General features: G+C 66.7%; 15 protein-coding genes. 6 read left to right on the top strand and 9 right to left on the bottom strand.

Annotated elements, in window-relative coordinates; translation table 11 throughout:
* Positions 1–98: 98 nt before the first annotated feature.
* The 3 genes from A9J21_RS13035 to A9J21_RS13025 all read left to right on the top strand — a co-directional run bounded on the left by A9J21_RS13035 (position 99) and on the right by A9J21_RS13025 (position 3,742).
* A complete protein-coding gene (locus A9J21_RS13035) occupies positions 99–2,348 on the top strand; it encodes a TonB-dependent siderophore receptor (RefSeq protein ID WP_231906909.1) in 2,250 nt (749 codons plus the stop codon).
* Between the two features lie 75 nt (positions 2,349–2,423).
* A complete protein-coding gene (locus tag A9J21_RS13030; protein WP_066736208.1) occupies positions 2,424–3,110 on the top strand; it encodes a Fe2+-dependent dioxygenase in 687 nt (228 codons plus the stop codon).
* 161 nt (positions 3,111–3,271) lie between these two features.
* Positions 3,272–3,742 (top strand): RidA family protein, encoded by a 471-nt coding sequence (locus A9J21_RS13025; RefSeq protein ID WP_066736207.1) that lies wholly within the window; start codon positions 3,272–3,274, stop codon positions 3,740–3,742.
* A 247-nt stretch (positions 3,743–3,989) separates the two neighbouring features.
* On the opposite strand, the gene A9J21_RS13020 is transcribed toward A9J21_RS13025, so the two are convergent.
* From A9J21_RS13020 to A9J21_RS12995, 6 genes are all read right to left on the bottom strand, one after another.
* A complete protein-coding gene (locus A9J21_RS13020; RefSeq protein ID WP_307188110.1) occupies positions 3,990–4,361 on the bottom strand; it encodes a LysE family translocator in 372 nt (123 codons plus the stop codon).
* 28 nt (positions 4,362–4,389) lie between these two features.
* Positions 4,390–5,142, bottom strand: coding sequence for an SDR family oxidoreductase (locus tag A9J21_RS13015; protein WP_066736205.1), 753 nt, complete (start codon positions 5,140–5,142; stop codon positions 4,390–4,392).
* Between the two features lie 20 nt (positions 5,143–5,162).
* Positions 5,163–5,402: a hypothetical protein gene (locus tag A9J21_RS13010; protein ID WP_156545849.1), complete on the bottom strand. Its 240-nt coding sequence runs from the start codon at positions 5,400–5,402 to the stop codon at positions 5,163–5,165.
* Between the two features lie 12 nt (positions 5,403–5,414).
* Positions 5,415–6,953, bottom strand: coding sequence for a DHA2 family efflux MFS transporter permease subunit (locus tag A9J21_RS13005; protein WP_231906915.1), 1,539 nt, complete (start codon positions 6,951–6,953; stop codon positions 5,415–5,417).
* A gap of 86 nt (positions 6,954–7,039) precedes the next feature.
* Positions 7,040–8,194 (bottom strand): HlyD family secretion protein, encoded by a 1,155-nt coding sequence (locus A9J21_RS13000; RefSeq protein WP_066736199.1) that lies wholly within the window; start codon positions 8,192–8,194, stop codon positions 7,040–7,042.
* A complete protein-coding gene (locus tag A9J21_RS12995; protein WP_066736197.1) occupies positions 8,191–8,766 on the bottom strand; it encodes a helix-turn-helix domain-containing protein in 576 nt (191 codons plus the stop codon). The genes A9J21_RS13000 and A9J21_RS12995 overlap by 4 nt, the downstream gene beginning before the upstream one ends.
* Positions 8,767–8,877: 111 nt before the next feature.
* On the opposite strand from A9J21_RS12995, the gene A9J21_RS12990 reads away from it, so the two are divergent.
* From A9J21_RS12990 to A9J21_RS12980, 3 genes are all read left to right on the top strand, one after another.
* Positions 8,878–10,341, top strand: a complete 1,464-nt coding sequence (locus A9J21_RS12990) for an efflux transporter outer membrane subunit (RefSeq protein ID WP_066736195.1) — start codon at positions 8,878–8,880, stop codon at positions 10,339–10,341.
* A gap of 176 nt (positions 10,342–10,517) precedes the next feature.
* Entirely contained in the window at positions 10,518–10,997 is a 480-nt protein-coding gene (locus tag A9J21_RS12985) for a VOC family protein (protein ID WP_066736194.1), read from the top strand.
* A gap of 51 nt (positions 10,998–11,048) precedes the next feature.
* Positions 11,049–11,618 carry an isochorismatase family cysteine hydrolase gene (locus A9J21_RS12980; RefSeq protein ID WP_066736192.1) on the top strand — a complete coding sequence of 190 codons (570 nt, stop codon included), beginning with the start codon at positions 11,049–11,051 and terminating at the stop codon, positions 11,616–11,618.
* A 20-nt stretch (positions 11,619–11,638) separates the two neighbouring features.
* Here A9J21_RS12980 and A9J21_RS12975 read toward each other — a convergent pair whose 3' ends face one another.
* From A9J21_RS12975 to A9J21_RS12965, 3 genes are all read right to left on the bottom strand, one after another.
* The gene (locus A9J21_RS12975; RefSeq protein WP_066736189.1) at positions 11,639–12,379 is read right to left on the bottom strand and encodes a hypothetical protein; all 741 of its coding nucleotides are present in this window, start codon (positions 12,377–12,379) and stop codon (positions 11,639–11,641) included.
* Positions 12,380–12,381: 2 nt separating this feature from the next.
* Positions 12,382–14,838, bottom strand: coding sequence for a TonB-dependent receptor (locus A9J21_RS12970; protein WP_066736187.1), 2,457 nt, complete (start codon positions 14,836–14,838; stop codon positions 12,382–12,384).
* 131 nt (positions 14,839–14,969) lie between these two features.
* Positions 14,970–15,201, bottom strand: a 232-nt coding sequence (locus A9J21_RS12965) for a LysR substrate-binding domain-containing protein (protein ID WP_231906908.1), incomplete at its 5' end; no start/stop codon positions are given.

Raw genomic sequence — 15,201 nt, 5'->3', positions numbered from 1 at the left:
AGGGGCGTTGTGCAACCTCTTTGACGGGGAGTGTTGAAGGTCCAGCCGAAGCACGGCAGCACGTCGGGTCCGAAACTCAAATCGTGCTGGAGTCTTCCGTGCAGCAAAAGAAAATCTCGAATGCCATCCGCCTGCTGGTCTCAGGCGCTTCCGCGGGTCTGGTCATGGTCCCGTTTGCCGTCCACGCCCAGGCGGCCGCCAGTGCGGCCATGGTGGCCGGCGGCAATGTGCTGCCGCAGGTGACCGTCACCGGCCAGGGCATCGGCAACGCCAATGACGCGCCGACCGGCATCTCGCGCCTGCCCGAAACGGTCAAGGAAACGCCGAAGACGATCAACGTGGTACCGCAGGAGGTCATCGAGCAACAGCACGCCACGTCGCTGGAGCAGATCCTCAAGAACGTGCCCGGCATCACGATTTCCACGGGCGAGGGCAATGGCGGCCAGAACGGCGACCAGTTCCGGATCCGGGGTTTGTCCGCCAAGGGCGATATCTACGTGGACGGGCTGCGCGACTTCGGTGCCTACAAGCGCGACGCGTTCAATACCGAGAGCGTCGAGGTCATCAAGGGGCCGTCGGGCGAGAGTTTCGGCGTCGGCAACGTGGGCGGGCTGATCAACCAGACCACGAAGAAGGCCAACCTGCATACCAGCACGAGCATCGACCAGGGCATGGCGTCGGATGCCACGTACCGCACCACGCTGGACAGCAACTTCAAGCTCAACGACACCTCGGCGCTGCGCATCAACGGCGTGTTCCAGAACGGCCGCGTGGCCGACCGCGACCACGTTGACGACGACCGGCGCGGCGTGGCCATCGACTTCGGCACGGGCCTCGGCACCCGCACCGAATGGCACCTGAACTACGCGTACCTGCACCGCAGCGGCGCGCCCGACTACGGCGTGTCCGTGGCCCAGGGCGCCGACGGCTTCTACCGGCCGCTGACCGCATACGGCGTGCCGGGCGTGTCGTCGTCCACGTCGTACATCCGCAATACCGACCGCGACACCACCGACGCGCATATCGTGTCGTCGAACTTCATGACGAAGCTCGACAACGGCATCACCATCAGCAACGACACGCGCTTCAGCTTCTACGAGCGCGATTTCTCGTCGACCAACCCGGCTGCGCTGACATATGCCAACCTGCAGACGCTGCTGTCGGGCCGCAACCTGGCGCTGCCCTACGCGGCGGGGGGCGGGGTGACGTACCTGCAGCGCGGCTGGGGCGTGCAGAACGTGCTGAGCGCCAAGGGCGAGTTCCAGACCGGGAGCATCCGCCACAAGGCGATGGTGGGCCTGGACACGATCTACCAGCGCGACCACCGCGACCAGGGCACCTGGACGGGCCGCATGAACAACCAGACCGTGGTCAACCCGGTGTTCTACAACAGCCCGAATGCCACGGTGGCCTACAACTCCACGCGCGACGCCAATTCCACCGATATCGGCGTCTTCATGAGCGACCGCGTGTACCTGAACGACCAGGTCTCGCTGCTGGGCAGCCTGCGATGGGACTACTTCCGCAGCGAATACTCGACCAGCGCGTCGTCGCTGGGCGGCAGTGCGGATTCGAAGAAGCTGAGCCCGGCCATCAGTGCCATCTGGGAGCCGACCAAGGATTACATGTTCTACACGTCGTTCTCGCGCACGTACCGGCCGGTGGGCACCGACATTGCCGTGGCGGTGGGCGGCGTGGCGTCCGAGGTGCCGCAGAATGGCTTCAGCAACGAGCCCGAGCGTGCCGATACCATCGAAGTGGGCACCAAGCTCGACTTCCTCGACAAGCGCCTGGGTGTGACCGGCGCGCTGTTCCAGACCAAGAAGACCAACGCCTACACGGTGGACCCGACCACGGGCGATATCACCAACGGCTTCTCGGATTCCGGCGAGGGACGCCGCATCCGCGGCCTGGAACTGGGCCTGAGCGGCCGCATCGTCGGCGGCTGGACCGCCAACGTGGCTTATGCGTACCTGGACGGCGAGGTCACGTCGGCGACCACCGCGTCCATCGTCGGCAATACGGCGCCCGGTGTCTCGCGCCACAACGTCACGCTGTGGACGGCCTATGACATCCCCCACACGCTGCTGCCGGTGCCGGGCCAGCTGACCATTGGCGGTGGCCTGCAATACGCCACGGGCTACTGGGCCGATTCGGCCAATACCACGAAGATGCCGGACAACTTCGCGCTGGACGCCATGATCGCGTACAAGCAGGGCAAGTACCGCATCTCCCTGAACGGCTACAACCTGACCAACCACCTGAACTATCAGTCCTCGTTTGGCGCGGTGCGCGCGGTGCCCACGTCGCGCCGCACGTTCCTGCTCAATGTCGGCATGACGTTCTGACCGGCTGGTCCCGAGCGCCGCGAAGCCGCTACCATGGCGGTTTCGCGGCCAATCCCGCTGACCCGATTGCATCCCATGCTTGTCCAGATTCCCGATGTCCTGACGCCCGAAGAGATCCGCTACTGCAGGGAGCGCCTGGAGCGCTCGGCCTGGGTGGACGGGCGCGTGACCGCCGGCGATCTTGCCGCCCGGTCCAAGCACAACCTGCAGGTGCCGGTGGACAGCCCCGAGGCGCACGAACTGGGCGAACTGATCCTGACGGCCCTGGGCCGCAGCCCGGCCTACCACTCGGCGGCGCTGCCGCTGCGGGTGCTGCCGCCGATGTTCAACCGCTACGAAAGCGCCATGACGTTCGGTACGCATGTCGACAACGCCATCCGCACGGTGCCCGGTACCGGCGGCATGCGCATCCGCGCCGATGTGTCGAGCACGCTGTTCCTGTCCGACCCCGACGAGTACGACGGTGGCGAACTGGTCATCAAGGACCTGTACGGTTCGCATACCGTCAAGCTGCCGGCAGGGCATATGGTGGTCTATCCGGCGTCGTCGCTGCACGCCGTGACGCCGGTTACGCGCGGGGCGCGCTGGGCCTCGTTCTTCTGGGCCCAGTCGATGGTCAAGGACGACGGCCAGCGCAGCATGCTGTACGAACTGGACCTGGCGATCATCGATATCCGCCAGCGGCTTGGCGACGACCAGGACGCCGTGCTGGCCCTGGTGAACCACTACCACAACCTGCTCCGGCGCTGGGCCGAACTCTAGGGCGGCCTTCCTCCGGTGGTGGGCGGCGCACTTGTTCCCCGGTGTATCAATGCATGTTCTGCGAGGCCCGTTTATCCGCACATGGGTGACTTCTATAGTGGCTTCCACGCGAACGGCGCGCCGCGCCGAAGCCGCAGGAAACTACAGACCCAGGAGTCACCATGTCCGTCGAAGCAAAACTGGCCGCGCGCGGCCTGACGTTGCCGCCACCCCCGCAGCCGCTGGGCAGCTATACCGCCGTCAGCCGTGCGGGCGATCTGCTGTTCATCTCCGGCCAGTTGCCGCTGCAGGACGGCAAGGTGGTCTGGCAGGGCCAGGTCGGCCGCGATCTCACCGTGGCGGAGGGCCAGCAGGCCGCCCAGCTGGCGGCGCTGAACGTGCTGGCGCAGATTCACGCGCATCTGGGCGGCTTCGAGCGCCTTGACCATATCGTGCGGGTCGAAGGATTCGTGACCAGCGCCCCGGGCATGCTGGACCAGCCAGCCGTGGTCGACGGCGCGTCGGACCTGTTCGCCGAAGTGCTGGGCGAGAAGGCCGGCCATGCACGCGCGGTCTATGCCCAGACCCAGCAGCCGGCCAACGCGGCGGTGATCCTCGTGGTCATCGCGCAGGTCAGGTCGGGGCACGCCTGAATACAGGTGCAGGCAACACGCGCGGGTGGTGCCGCCCTATCCGAACGGATGAGGCGAACATGCGTCAAGGTGGAAGCAACTGAGCCTCTTGTACAGCAGCCAGGATGCGGCGCAGCGGCTACGATCGGGCATCGTTCCGACATCGTCCAGAGATACCGCCATGACGCTCCCCGAGGTTGCCCGCTCCGTGTTCATCGAAACCAGCCGTCGCTACCTGTTGTCAGGCATGCATGCAGGGTTGGCCGCCTCAATGCGTCCAGTGCCAGAAGTCGAACGCCATCCTGGCGCCGAGCACGGCCAGGATGCCGCCCGCCACCCAGCGCTGCGCCAGCAGCCACTGCGGGCGGCCGGTCATTAGCGCCGCCGCGCGGCCCGACGACATGGCTACCAGCGCGTTGACGCCGGCGAAGGCCACGGTCAGCGCCAGGCCAAGCGTCAGCGTCTGGCCTAGCACGCCGCCTGCGCGGTAGTCGATGAATTGCGGCAGGATCGACAGAAAAACCAGCGCCAGCTTCGGATTGAGCAGGCTCGTCATGGCGCCCATTGCCACCAGGCGGCGCGTAGGTTCGCTGGCCGCCGCCTGCACCTGCAGCGGCGAGCGGCCGCCGGGACGCAGCAACTGCGTACCTGACGGTTTGCTCCTCCGTCTACCAGCGCTCCATATACGGCCGCAGATCGAGTTCGAACGTCCACGCGTCGCGCGGCTGGGTGTGCAGGTACCAGTAGTTCTCGGCGATATGGTCGGGGTCCAGGATGCCGTCCTGGTCCTTCAGCGCGTAGCGTTCGGGGAACGTTTCGCGGATTAAGGCGGTGTCGATGGCACCGTCGACCACCACGTGGGCCACGTGGATGTTGCGCGGGCCAAGTTCGCGCGCCATGCTCTGGGCCAGCGCGCGCAGCGCGTGCTTGGCACCGGCAAACGCGGCGAAGTTTGCCGATCCGCGCAGCGCCGCCGTGGCGCCCGTGAACAGGATGGTGCCGCGTCCGCGTGCCACCATGCGGCGCGCGGCGGCCTGCCCGTTCAGGAAGCCGCTGAAGCACGCCATTTCCCAGATCTTGAAGTACTTGCGCGGCGTTTCTTCCAGGATGCTGCTGGGGACGTTGGCGCCGATATTGAACACCAGTACCTCGATGGGGCCGTGCTCGGATTCGATCTGCGCGAACAGTTGCGCCACGTCCTCTTCCTTGCGGGCGTCGCTGCTGTACCCGAACGCCTGGCCGCCTTCGGCGCGGATGCCGTCGACCAGTGGCTGCAGCTTGTCGGCCGTGCGGCGGGTGACGCAGGCAATATAGCCTTCCCGGGCAAAGCGGCGGGCGATGGCGCCGCCCGTGGCGTCGCCGGCGCCGATGACCAGGGCAACCTTCGGATGGGTCTGTGTCGTCGTGGACGTGGTGGTCATGCTGTCTCCTGTTGTGCTCGCTAGTGTAGTGGTTGCCGTGCCACCGCGCCGGGCGCGCGGTCGCCGGCTTCGCCGTATGCGCCGTATGTGCCGGACAAGCCGGGCAAGCCGGGCATCCGGCAATACTGGTTGTCGGCGCGCGCACAGCCCACCGACGTGTCGCGCGGCGGCCGGCCGGCGGCCCATGCCGCCGATGTCGTCAATGCCAGGAAGCTGACGGCCAGCGCCGCCAGCATCAAGGGAAGAACGGTACGCATCATGGCTTTGTCACCTTAGTGGGCATCGGCCGACGGCGCCTTGGGCGGCATCACCTTGCGCATCAGCGGTACCAGGGGTATTGCCACGACAAAGCACGCCAGGATCACCATGAACGCATCGGCATAGGTCAGCGTATGGGCCTCGCGCATGGTCAGCGCCCATAGTTGCCGAATGGCGGCTGCGTTGCCGTCGTTGACCTCGTTGCTCAGCGTGGCCAGGCGCGCGGTCGACTGGCTCAGGAACTCGGTCATCGCCTCGTTGCGGATATTGAGATGCTCGGCCAGGCGCAGGAAGTGCAGGTTGGTGCGGTCGTTCAGGATCGTCGCGCAGGCGGCGATGCCGATGGCGCCGCCCAGGTTGCGCATCAGGTTGAACAGGCCGGACGCCAGCCTGAGCCGAGCGGGCGGCAGGGCGCCCAGCGTCAGCGTCACCGTGGGTGCCACGGCGAACTGCTGCCCCATGCCGCGCATGGCCTGCGGCAGCATCAATTCGGCACTGCCCCAGTCATGCGTGATCGGCGCAAAGCTCCACATCGACAGCGCGAACAACGCCAGGCCGAACATCAGCAGCCAGCGCAGGTCCACGCGGTTTGCCAGGAACGCGTAGAGCGGGATGGACATCACCTGGAACAGCCCCGTCGAGAAGATCGCCAGCCCGGTCTGCAATGCGCTGTAGCCGCGCACCTGGCCCAGGAACAGCGGTGTCAGGTAGATCGTGGCAAAGATGCCGATGCCCGTGACGAACGAGAAAAAGCAGCCCAGCGCGAAGTTGGGGTCCTTCAGCGCGCGCAGATCGACCACGGGATTGGCGAACGTCAGGGACCGCCACAGGAAGCCGACGCCGGCGATGCCCGATATCCAGGCCGTGGCCAGGATGGTCTGATCGCCAAACCAGTCCCAGCGCGGCCCTTCCTCCAGCGTGTATTCCAGGCAGCCCAGGAACAGCGCCAGCATCACGATGCCGGGGTAGTCCGCGCCCTTGAGCAGCGTCCAGTCGGGGTGATCGATCTTGACCAGCATCGGCACCACCACCGTGACAAAGATGCCCGGCACCAGGTTGATGAAGAACAGCCAGTGCCACGAGTAGTTGTCGGTAATCCAGCCGCCTACGGTGGGCCCCAGCGTGGGCGCCAGCGACGCCAGGCCGCCGATGATGGCGGCGGCCGCCACGCGCTGGCGTCCCGCGAAGAACGCAAACGCGGTGGTGAAGACCATCGGGATCATCGACCCGCCCAGGAAACCCTGGGCCGCGCGGAAGGCGATCATGCTCTGGATGTTCCAGGCGATGCCGCACAGCAGGCTGGTCACCGTAAAGCCGGCGGCGGACGCGGCAAACAGCCAGCGCGTGGACATTACGCGGGACAGCCATCCGGACAGCGGAATGACGATGATCTCGGCGATCAGGTAGGCGGTCTGTACCCAGACCGTTTCGTCGGTGCCGGCCGACAGGCCGCCACCGATGTCACGCAGCGATGCCGAGACGATCTGGATGTCGAGCAGTGCGATGAACATGCCCACGCACATCGTGCCGAAGGCCAGCACGCGGGTGCCCATCGGCAGGTCGGCCGGCGACGGCAATGCGGGGGGCGCGACGGGCACGCTGGCGGCTGGCCCTGCCGGGCCTTGGGAGACGGCGGCGTTCATGACTTGCTCGATGCCTGTTCCAGATGCGGCTCGCCGGCCTGCGCACTTGCCTGCGCCGGCCCGGCATGGGTATCGATTTCGGCCACCACGGACAGGCCGGGGCGCAGCAGGCCGAGCCGGGCGTCGGCATCGTCCAGCACGATGCGCACCGGCACGCGCTGCACGATCTTGGTGAAGTTGCCGGTGGCGTTCTCGGGCGGCAGCACGCTGAACTGGGCGCCCGTGGCGGGTGCCAGGCTCTCCAGGCGGCCGTGGAACACCTTGCCGGGCATGACGTCGGCCACGATGGTGGCGCGCATGCCGGGCTTCATGTGGGCCAGCTGGCCTTCCTTGAAATTGGCGTCGACCCACAGGCCACGCGCGGGCACGATCGACAGCAGTTGTCCGCCGCTTGGCGCATAGGCGCCGACGCGCGCACGGCGGTTGCCCACCGTACCGTCCACCGGGGCGCGCAGTTCGGTGTAGCCCAGGTTCAGGCGCGCCAGGTCGCGTTCGGCAATGGCCTGCGCCAGCGCCGCCTCGGCCTGCTGCCGCTGCGTGGCGATGACGTCGAGCTGCCGCCGGGCGGCCTCCGCGCTGGCCTTGGCCTTCTGGCCGTTGGCAACCGACTGCTTGAAATCGGCATCGGCCTTCTGCGAACTCTGGATCGACACGGCTGACTTGGCGACCAGGCTTGCGTAGCGCGCCTGGTCGTCGCGGGCACGCACGGTTTCGGCGTCGGTGGCCGCCACATTGGCGCGGGCTTCGGCGATTACGGCTTCCTGCAGCTTCGCACGGGCATCGAGATTGGCGATCAGTGCCTGTTCGGCTGCCACGGCACCTTCGGCCTTGGCCACGGCGGCCTGGTAGTCGCGGTTGTCGATGCGCGCCAGCAGGTCGCCGGCGTGCACGGCCTGGTTGTCGGTCACCAGCACCTCGGTCAGGTAGCCGGGCACCTTGGCAGCGATCAGCGTGACGTCGCCGCCCACGTAGGCGTCGTCGGTTTCCTGTACGAAGCGGGCGTCGGTCCACCAGTGATAGCCGTAGCCGGCGGCGACCAGCGCAATCAGCGCGCCTCCGGTGCGGATCAGCAGGGCTTTCCTGCCGGGCCTGGCCTGGTTGGGGGTGGCATCGGCAGGCGCGCGATCGGCGGTTGTGGTGCTGCTGGTCATGAAAGGCTCCGTACTTGGATAACGCCTGTGGCAGGCGCGAGAGAGGTGGTTTCGATGGGTTCGGCGTCGCCTTGCGCCCTGGCCTGTGCCGTGGCCGAGCGTTCGAGGCGCGCCCGCAGTGCCGGGCTGGCAGCGGGGCCGGGGGCGATGTAGTGATCGGTTTCGGTGATGCGCTGGCCCGTGTCGGCATCGACCAGCGCGATGCGCACGGCGCGGCCGGTCTGGCGCTCCACCAGTTGCACGGTGTCGGCCTGGTCTGCGAAGTGGCGTGTGCCCCAGTCCATCAGCATCAGCAGCACCGGCCGGAAATCGCGGCCGCGGGCGGTGAGCACATAGTCGTCGCGCGGCGGGTGCGTGCTGTAGGGCCGGCGGGCCAGCAGCCCTTCGTCCACGAGCTTGGTCAGCCGCCGCGTCAGCATGTTGGGCGCGATGCCCAGGCGTTTCTGGAAATCGTCGAAACGGGTGGCGCCGTAGAACGCCTCGCGCAGGATCAGTACCGACCACGTGTCGCCAACCCGCTCTACCGCGCGGGCCGTGGGGCAGGCCGATTCCTTGTGTGACTTTCGCTGCATCCTCGTCACCTCCCGAAAAAACATGTTGCTATCAAGATGAAAGTTAGTCTAGGCTAGTAACTATCATCGTGCAAGTTAGATTTGCATGAGCGTCCAGGAAAGGAATTCGAGATGACGAAACAGGCACAAGGCGGGCGGGTTCAGCGGACGGCCACGCTGGCGGCATCGGTGGCGGTGATGTTCGGGCTGGCGGCCTGCGCGGCAGTCGGGCCCGACTATCACGCGCCGTCGGTCGATGCCCCGCAGGCGTATCGGCATGCGGCGGAAGTGGCGCCGGTGAACGACGCGCGCCAGCCGGTATCGCTGGATACCTGGTGGAACGGCTTCAACGATCCGGTACTGACCACGATCGTCCAGCGCGTGCTGGACCAGAACCTGGACATGGCGGCGTCCGTGGCGCGCGTGGAGCAGGCTCGTGCCGCCGCCAGCTTTGCCGGTGCAGAACTGCTGCCGCAGGGCAGTGCCTATGGCGATGTCAGCAAGCAGCGGCAGTCACTGGAAAGCCCGCTGGGCAAGATCGGCAGCAAGTTCCCGGGCTACACGCGCGGACAGACGCTGTATTCGGTGGGCGCGGCTGCCACCTGGGAAATCGACCTCGCCGGCGGATTGCGGCGCGGTGCCGAAGCGGCCAACGCCGAACTGCAGGCGGCCGAAGCCAATCACCTGGGGGTGCGCATCCTGGTGGCGGCCGAGGCAGCCGATGCCTATTTCCGCGTGCGGGCCGCGCAAAGCCGCATCGCCATTGCCGAGCAGCAGGTCACCACGAACCAGCGCCTGCTTGACCTGGTGCGGCTGCGCCTGGCCGATGGCATTGGCGCGGAGCGCGAGCAGGCCCAGGCCGAGGCGCAACTGGCCCAGACACGCGTCACGATTCCGCCGCTGCGCATCGAACTGGAAACGCAGCTGAATCGGCTCGATGTCCTGATGGGCGCGCAACCGGGTACCTATGCCGCCGAACTGCGCGATTCGCAGGGCGCGCTGACCGTGCCCCAGGTGGCGCTGGCACAGGGGCCTGCCAACCTGCTGCAGCGCCGCCCCGATGTCATCGCGGCCGAGCGCCGGCTGGCCGCGTCGAATGCGCGTATCGGCGTGGCCACGGCCGAGTACTACCCGAAGGTGTCGCTGTCGGCGCTGCTCGGGTTCGAAAGCCTGTCGGCCAGCAAGCTGTTCACGGCGCAGGCGTTCCAGCCGGCGGCCACGGCGGGGCTGCGCTGGCGCCTGTTCGATTTCGGGCGCGTCGATGCCGAGGTGGCTGGCGCAAAAGGCGCCCACGCCGAGGCGCTGGCGACCTATCGCCAGGCGATGTTGCAGGCCACGGCGGATGTCGAGAATGCGCTGGTATCGCTGACCCAGCTCGACGCCCAGCGGGTGGAACTGGACAAGGAGGTGGGGGCGCATGAACGCGCCCGCAATGCGTCCGAGGATGCCTACAAGGGCGGCGCGGTCAGCCTGTTCGAGGTGCTGGACGAGGATCGCCAGCTGCTGGCCGCCCGCGACCAGCAGGCCAAGGTGCGCGCCGATAACGCCCGTGCTGCCGTGTCGGCGTTCCGGGCGCTGGGCGGCGGATGGTCCTGACACGCCGGCCCGCCGCACGGTAGCCGGCGTGTGTCAGCGATCCAGCGCTTGCGCCAGTGCCTGGGCGGCCGTGCGCATCTGCGAATCCTCGCAGGATTGGCGTGCCGGCTTTCGGCGCGGCTTTCAGGATGCGGGAGTAAGATACCGCTCGCCGGACACCTATCAGGAGACACAGCATGAGCAGCAAGAACACGATCTGTTTGTGGTTCGAGCGGGACGCGATGGATGCGGCCACCTTCTACGCCGAGCATATTCCCGACAGCAAGGTCGGCGCGGTGATGCGGGCGCCCGGTGACTATCCCGACGGCAAGCTCGGGGACGTGCTGACCGTGGAATTCACGGTGGCCGGCATTCCGTGCGTGGGGCTCAATGGTGGCCCGCACTTCAAGCACAGCGAGGCGTTCTCGTTCCAGATTGCCACCGACGACCAGGCCGAAACCGACCGCCTGTGGAACGCGATCGTCGACAACGGCGGGAAGGAAAGCGATTGCGGCTGGTGCAAGGACCGCTGGGGGATTTCGTGGCAGATCACGCCGCGCGTGCTGCTGGCAGGTATTACCGATCCTGATCGCGTGGCGGCCAAACGTGTCTTCGACGCCATGATGACGATGCGCAAGATCGACATCGCCACCATCGAGGCCGCACGCCGCGGTTGATCTTGCGGGTGCCGCATAGGCCGCAAACTGTTTGAAGAACGCGGAGCGAGCATGCCGATGCCGACATGTGTGCCAGCGCAGACGGCGCTGGTGGTCATGCACTATCAGACCGACATCCTGAACCTGTTTCCCGACGCCGCGCCCACCTTGCTTGCCAACACGCGCAAGCTTTGTGACGCGGCGCGCGCACGGGGCGTCGGCGTGTACTTCGCGAAGATCCACTTCGCGCCGGGTTATCCGGAGATCAGTCCGCTGAACCGGAACGGGCAGGGCATCCGGCAACTCGGGCTGTTCGTCGAGGACCGGATATCGCCGGAGCTTGGCCGCCAGCCCGATGAGCCCGTGATCCTCGCGCATCGGGCCAGCGTGTTCTTCGGCACCGACCTGCAGGTGCGGCTGTCGGCCCAGGGCATCGACACGCTGGTCATGGTGGGCATCGCCTCGACCGGCGTGATGCTGTCGTCGGTTGCATACGCCAGCGATGCGGACTTCCGGCTGGTGACGGTCAAGGACTGCTGTTATGACCCCGACCAGGTCGTCCACGATCATCTGTTTGCCACGGCGTTTGCGTCGCGCACTGCGGTGCTGTCGCTCGCCGAGGCCCTGGCGTGGCTGGCCTGATGCCGGGGTGCGTGACGCCTTTACTTCTGCCCGGGCTGCGCGGCCCAGTCGAGCACGGCGTCGAACAGGCGTAGTCCTTCGGCCGACAGGTTGGGGAACGTCTCGTTGTCCAGGAAGAACATGACGCGCCGCGCTGGCGCGATGGACTCGTAGTCCATCGTTGCGCCTGTCTCGTACGTGAAGACGGCGGCCTTGTCGGGCTGGCCGTAGAGCGTGGCGATGGTGCTGGCGCCCAGTCCCGGCTTGCCCCAGCTCATGGCCGCCTGTTTCCGGTACACGTTGACCGCGCCCGCCGGCAGCCCTCCGGCGGCCGGATGCGGCGCGTTGACCAGCCAGACGTAGCGTTCGCGCGGGGCCTCGCCAAAGTCGGCATCATGCCGCTTGCCGGTCATGGCCAGATCGTCGAGGTAGTCGTTCTCCCAGGTCATCAGCGGCACGCGCAGTTGCCGCCAGCCGGCCTGCATCGATTTGGCGGAGACGGTCGACGACAGGATCACGCAATCGGCGTTGGACACGGCTTCGGGCGCCACGTCCTGGTTATGGATGGTGACGCGATAGCCGCGCGACTCCAGATGGGCCTTCACCATCTGGTCTGCCGCAGCGCTGGGGCTCGATACCTGCGTCACGAGCGCGATGCTGCGGTCGGCGGCCGAAACGGTTGCGGAAGCGGTTGCGGCCCAGATGGCGCTGGCGGTCCACAGGCCCGCCAGCCTTGCAAGCCTCCCGATTGCCGATTGGCCGGTGGTTGACGACTCGCTCATGGTCAGAACTCGAAGGTGGTGATCAGCGAAACCTGCCGGGCGTCGCCCACGGCGACAAAGTACCGGTTGGCGCTGGACGGGTAGTACACGCGGTTGAACAGGTTCTTCGCGTTCAGCTGGAAACGCACCTTCTGGCCGCTGATACGCGTCTCGTAGGTGGCGAACGCGTCAAACAGCGTGTAAGCGGGCAGCGAGAAGCTGTTGGCCGAATCGCCCGGGCGGTTGCCGACGTAATGGACCATGCCGCCAAGCCGCAGGCGGTCGCCGCCGAAGATCTGCCCGAAGTCATAGACGGCCGACAGCGACGCCGTGTGCTGCGCCACGTTCCAGAGCCGGTTGCCCGCGTACAGCGGGTCTTCGGTGGTCTTGGCGTCGATATAGGCATAGCTGGCGATAACGTTCCAGCGGTTGCCGATCTGCCCGGTGATGTCCAGCTCGGCGCCGCGCGAGCGTGCCTTGCCCGATGTCCGCCAGTCCGTCAGCTTGGTGACATCGTTGTATTGGGACACCAGCACGTTCTTCTTGTCGATGTTGAACAGCGCGAAGGTGCCGGTCAGGCCGCCAACGAAGTCCACCTTCGTACCCAGTTCCCACGATCTGGCCTCTTCCGGTGCCACCGAGGAATCGATGACCACGCCGGAACTCAGCGGCGCGATGGTCGACGTCGGCTTGAGCGATTCCGTGTAGCTGGCATAGACCGATACCGCCGGCGTGGCCTTGTACACGATGCCGGCGCGCGGCAGCCACTTGTTGCCCGAGGTATCGGTGTTGGTCGTGAACGGCCGGCCGCGCCCGGCCGTCTGGCTCCAGGTCATGTAGCGAAGGCCGCCCACCAGAATCCATTTGTCGGTCAGGTACAGGCTGTCCTGCAGGAAGACCGACGTGTTGTGCAGCGAGTCGGTCTGGTCGCTGTCGCTGGCCGACACCGTGGAGGACGGGCTTTCCAGGCCATAGACCGGATTCAGATAGCTGAATGTGTACTTCGTGGCCTGGCGCAGCAGGTCCCTGCGATAGATCAGCCGGTACTCGTGGTCCATCCCGATCTGCAGATTGTTGCGCATCCCGGCAACGTTGAAATTGCCGTCGACATAGGCGATGCCGTAGCTGTCCGTGCTCAGCGCGCCATGCGTGGCGTCGTTGCTGCGGCTCAGCGTGCCGTTGGTGGTGTTCACGCCGGTCACGCGCAGCTGGCCCGCGTCGTACGTCTCGCGGTTGTAGCTGTAGCCGAAATGGCCCTTCCAGTCGGCATTGAACTGGTGGTCCACCGACAGCTGCGCCAGGTGCGATTCGCCGCCCATCTCGTTGAACGATTCATCAAGCCGTCGGCGGCTCGGAATCGGCAGCGGCTGGTTCGTGCGCGGGTCCAGCGCGGTGCCGCGATCGAACGGGTACAGGAACTTGCGGTACTCGTACGACAGCACGGCCTGGGTTTCCTTGCCGTACCAGGCCACCGATGGCGCGATCAGTGTTTCCCGGTGAACGCCGAAATTGCGCCAGTACTGCTCGTCGGTGTAGTCCGCCACGAGCCGGTAGGCCAGCGGCGTATCGCCAACCGCGCCGGTGGTGTCGAGCGTGCCGCCCGCGCCGTTCTTGCCGTGCCCGTACGTAGAGCCGCGCAGCGACAGTTCCGTACGGCGCTTGCGTTCCGGAACCTTGCTGACGATATTGACGACCCCGCCCGGGTCCATGATGCCGTACAGCAGCGATGCCGGTCCCTTCACCACTTCCACGCTTTCCGCCGCCGCGTTGAAGCCGCGCCCCTGTACCAGGGGCATGCCGTTGTGCATGACCGAGCCGTCGCGGTTGCCGCCGAAGCCGCGCTTCATGATGGTGTCCTGCGTGCCCGCCAGCGTGTTGCCCTGGGTGATGCCGCTGACGTTGCCCAATGCATCGTCGAGATTGCGGGGCCGCTGGTCCTGCAGCACCTGCGCGGGAACGATATTGACGACCTGGGGCGTGTCCTGGAGCGGCAAATCCGACCGCAGCGTGGACGGGCTGGGCTGGGGGCGATAGCTGTCGGCCGGGCCGGTGGCGCTGACGGTCACCTGGGGCAGGGTAGCCCCGCTTGCGGCGTTGTCCTGCGGGGCCCCGGGCACGGTTTCCCGGCGTACAAGAAGATAGCTCCCGTTGTCCCGGGTCACCCCGAGGCCGGTGCCAGCCAGCAGCTGGTCCAGCGCCGCCTGCACCGAATACTGGCCGTGCAGGCCGCTGGTGGTCAGGTTTGCCGTCTGCTCCGGCGTGAACGCCAGCAGGATGCCCGCCTCGCGCCCGAAGCGGTTCAACGCGGCCTGCAAGGCGCCGGCGGGAATGTCATAGGCGCGGACGGCGGCGGCCTGTGCCGGGGCGCCCTGCGCGAAGGCGGGTACGGCAACGATCAGTCCCGAAGCATGGAGGGCGGCGGCAAGAAGGGTGCGCGGAATCAGTGTCGAAGGACGAAAAGCGTGGCTGTCAGAGGGCATACGTGGATCGGACTGCGAACATCGGCAAGAGGGTCTTACTTGCTATGTCCCGCGAGAATCCAGAACAGACCACCTTTTTTCGGAATTCCTGAAAATATTCCGGGCGCCGCCTGTGAACGGCCGGCGGCGGGCTAGCGAACCGCTGTCCGGCACGCCATGCCCTCGCGTTCCAGCCAGGCGCAGAATTGACCGACCAGTGCATCGCCAGCCTTCTCGTTCGGCACGTACGTGCAATAGCTGCGCGATGGCAGGCGCGGTGCAGCGAACGGCTCGACAAGCCGGCCGGCGGCCAGGTCGTCAGCCACCAGCGCGATTGGCCCCATTGCGATGCCGATGCCGTCGATGGCGGCCTGCAGGGTCAGG

Source organism: Cupriavidus sp. D384, assembly GCF_001652915.1.
Classification (GTDB): Bacteria; Pseudomonadota; Gammaproteobacteria; order Burkholderiales; family Burkholderiaceae; genus Cupriavidus.
This window is presented reverse-complemented; position numbering and strand designations above follow the sequence as displayed.

What these genes read in the sequence shown, in the direction of transcription:
- A9J21_RS12980 (WP_066736192.1), top strand. Translation starts at nt 11,049, where the DNA reads ATGCCGATGCCGACATGTGTGCCAGCGCAGACGGCGCTGGTGGTCATG.
- A9J21_RS13005 (WP_231906915.1), bottom strand. Translation starts at nt 6,953, where the DNA reads ATGGGCACCCGCGTGCTGGCCTTCGGCACGATGTGCGTGGGCATGTTC.
- A9J21_RS13000 (WP_066736199.1), bottom strand. Translation starts at nt 8,194, where the DNA reads ATGACCAGCAGCACCACAACCGCCGATCGCGCGCCTGCCGATGCCACC.
- A9J21_RS13010 (WP_156545849.1), bottom strand. Translation starts at nt 5,402, where the DNA reads ATGATGCGTACCGTTCTTCCCTTGATGCTGGCGGCGCTGGCCGTCAGC.
- A9J21_RS13025 (WP_066736207.1), top strand. Translation starts at nt 3,272, where the DNA reads ATGTCCGTCGAAGCAAAACTGGCCGCGCGCGGCCTGACGTTGCCGCCA.
- A9J21_RS12975 (WP_066736189.1), bottom strand. Translation starts at nt 12,379, where the DNA reads ATGAGCGAGTCGTCAACCACCGGCCAATCGGCAATCGGGAGGCTTGCA.
- A9J21_RS13030 (WP_066736208.1), top strand. Translation starts at nt 2,424, where the DNA reads ATGCTTGTCCAGATTCCCGATGTCCTGACGCCCGAAGAGATCCGCTAC.
- A9J21_RS12990 (WP_066736195.1), top strand. Translation starts at nt 8,878, where the DNA reads ATGACGAAACAGGCACAAGGCGGGCGGGTTCAGCGGACGGCCACGCTG.
- A9J21_RS12995 (WP_066736197.1), bottom strand. Translation starts at nt 8,766, where the DNA reads ATGCAGCGAAAGTCACACAAGGAATCGGCCTGCCCCACGGCCCGCGCG.
- A9J21_RS12985 (WP_066736194.1), top strand. Translation starts at nt 10,518, where the DNA reads ATGAGCAGCAAGAACACGATCTGTTTGTGGTTCGAGCGGGACGCGATG.
- A9J21_RS13015 (WP_066736205.1), bottom strand. Translation starts at nt 5,142, where the DNA reads ATGACCACCACGTCCACGACGACACAGACCCATCCGAAGGTTGCCCTG.
- A9J21_RS12970 (WP_066736187.1), bottom strand. Translation starts at nt 14,838, where the DNA reads ATGCCCTCTGACAGCCACGCTTTTCGTCCTTCGACACTGATTCCGCGC.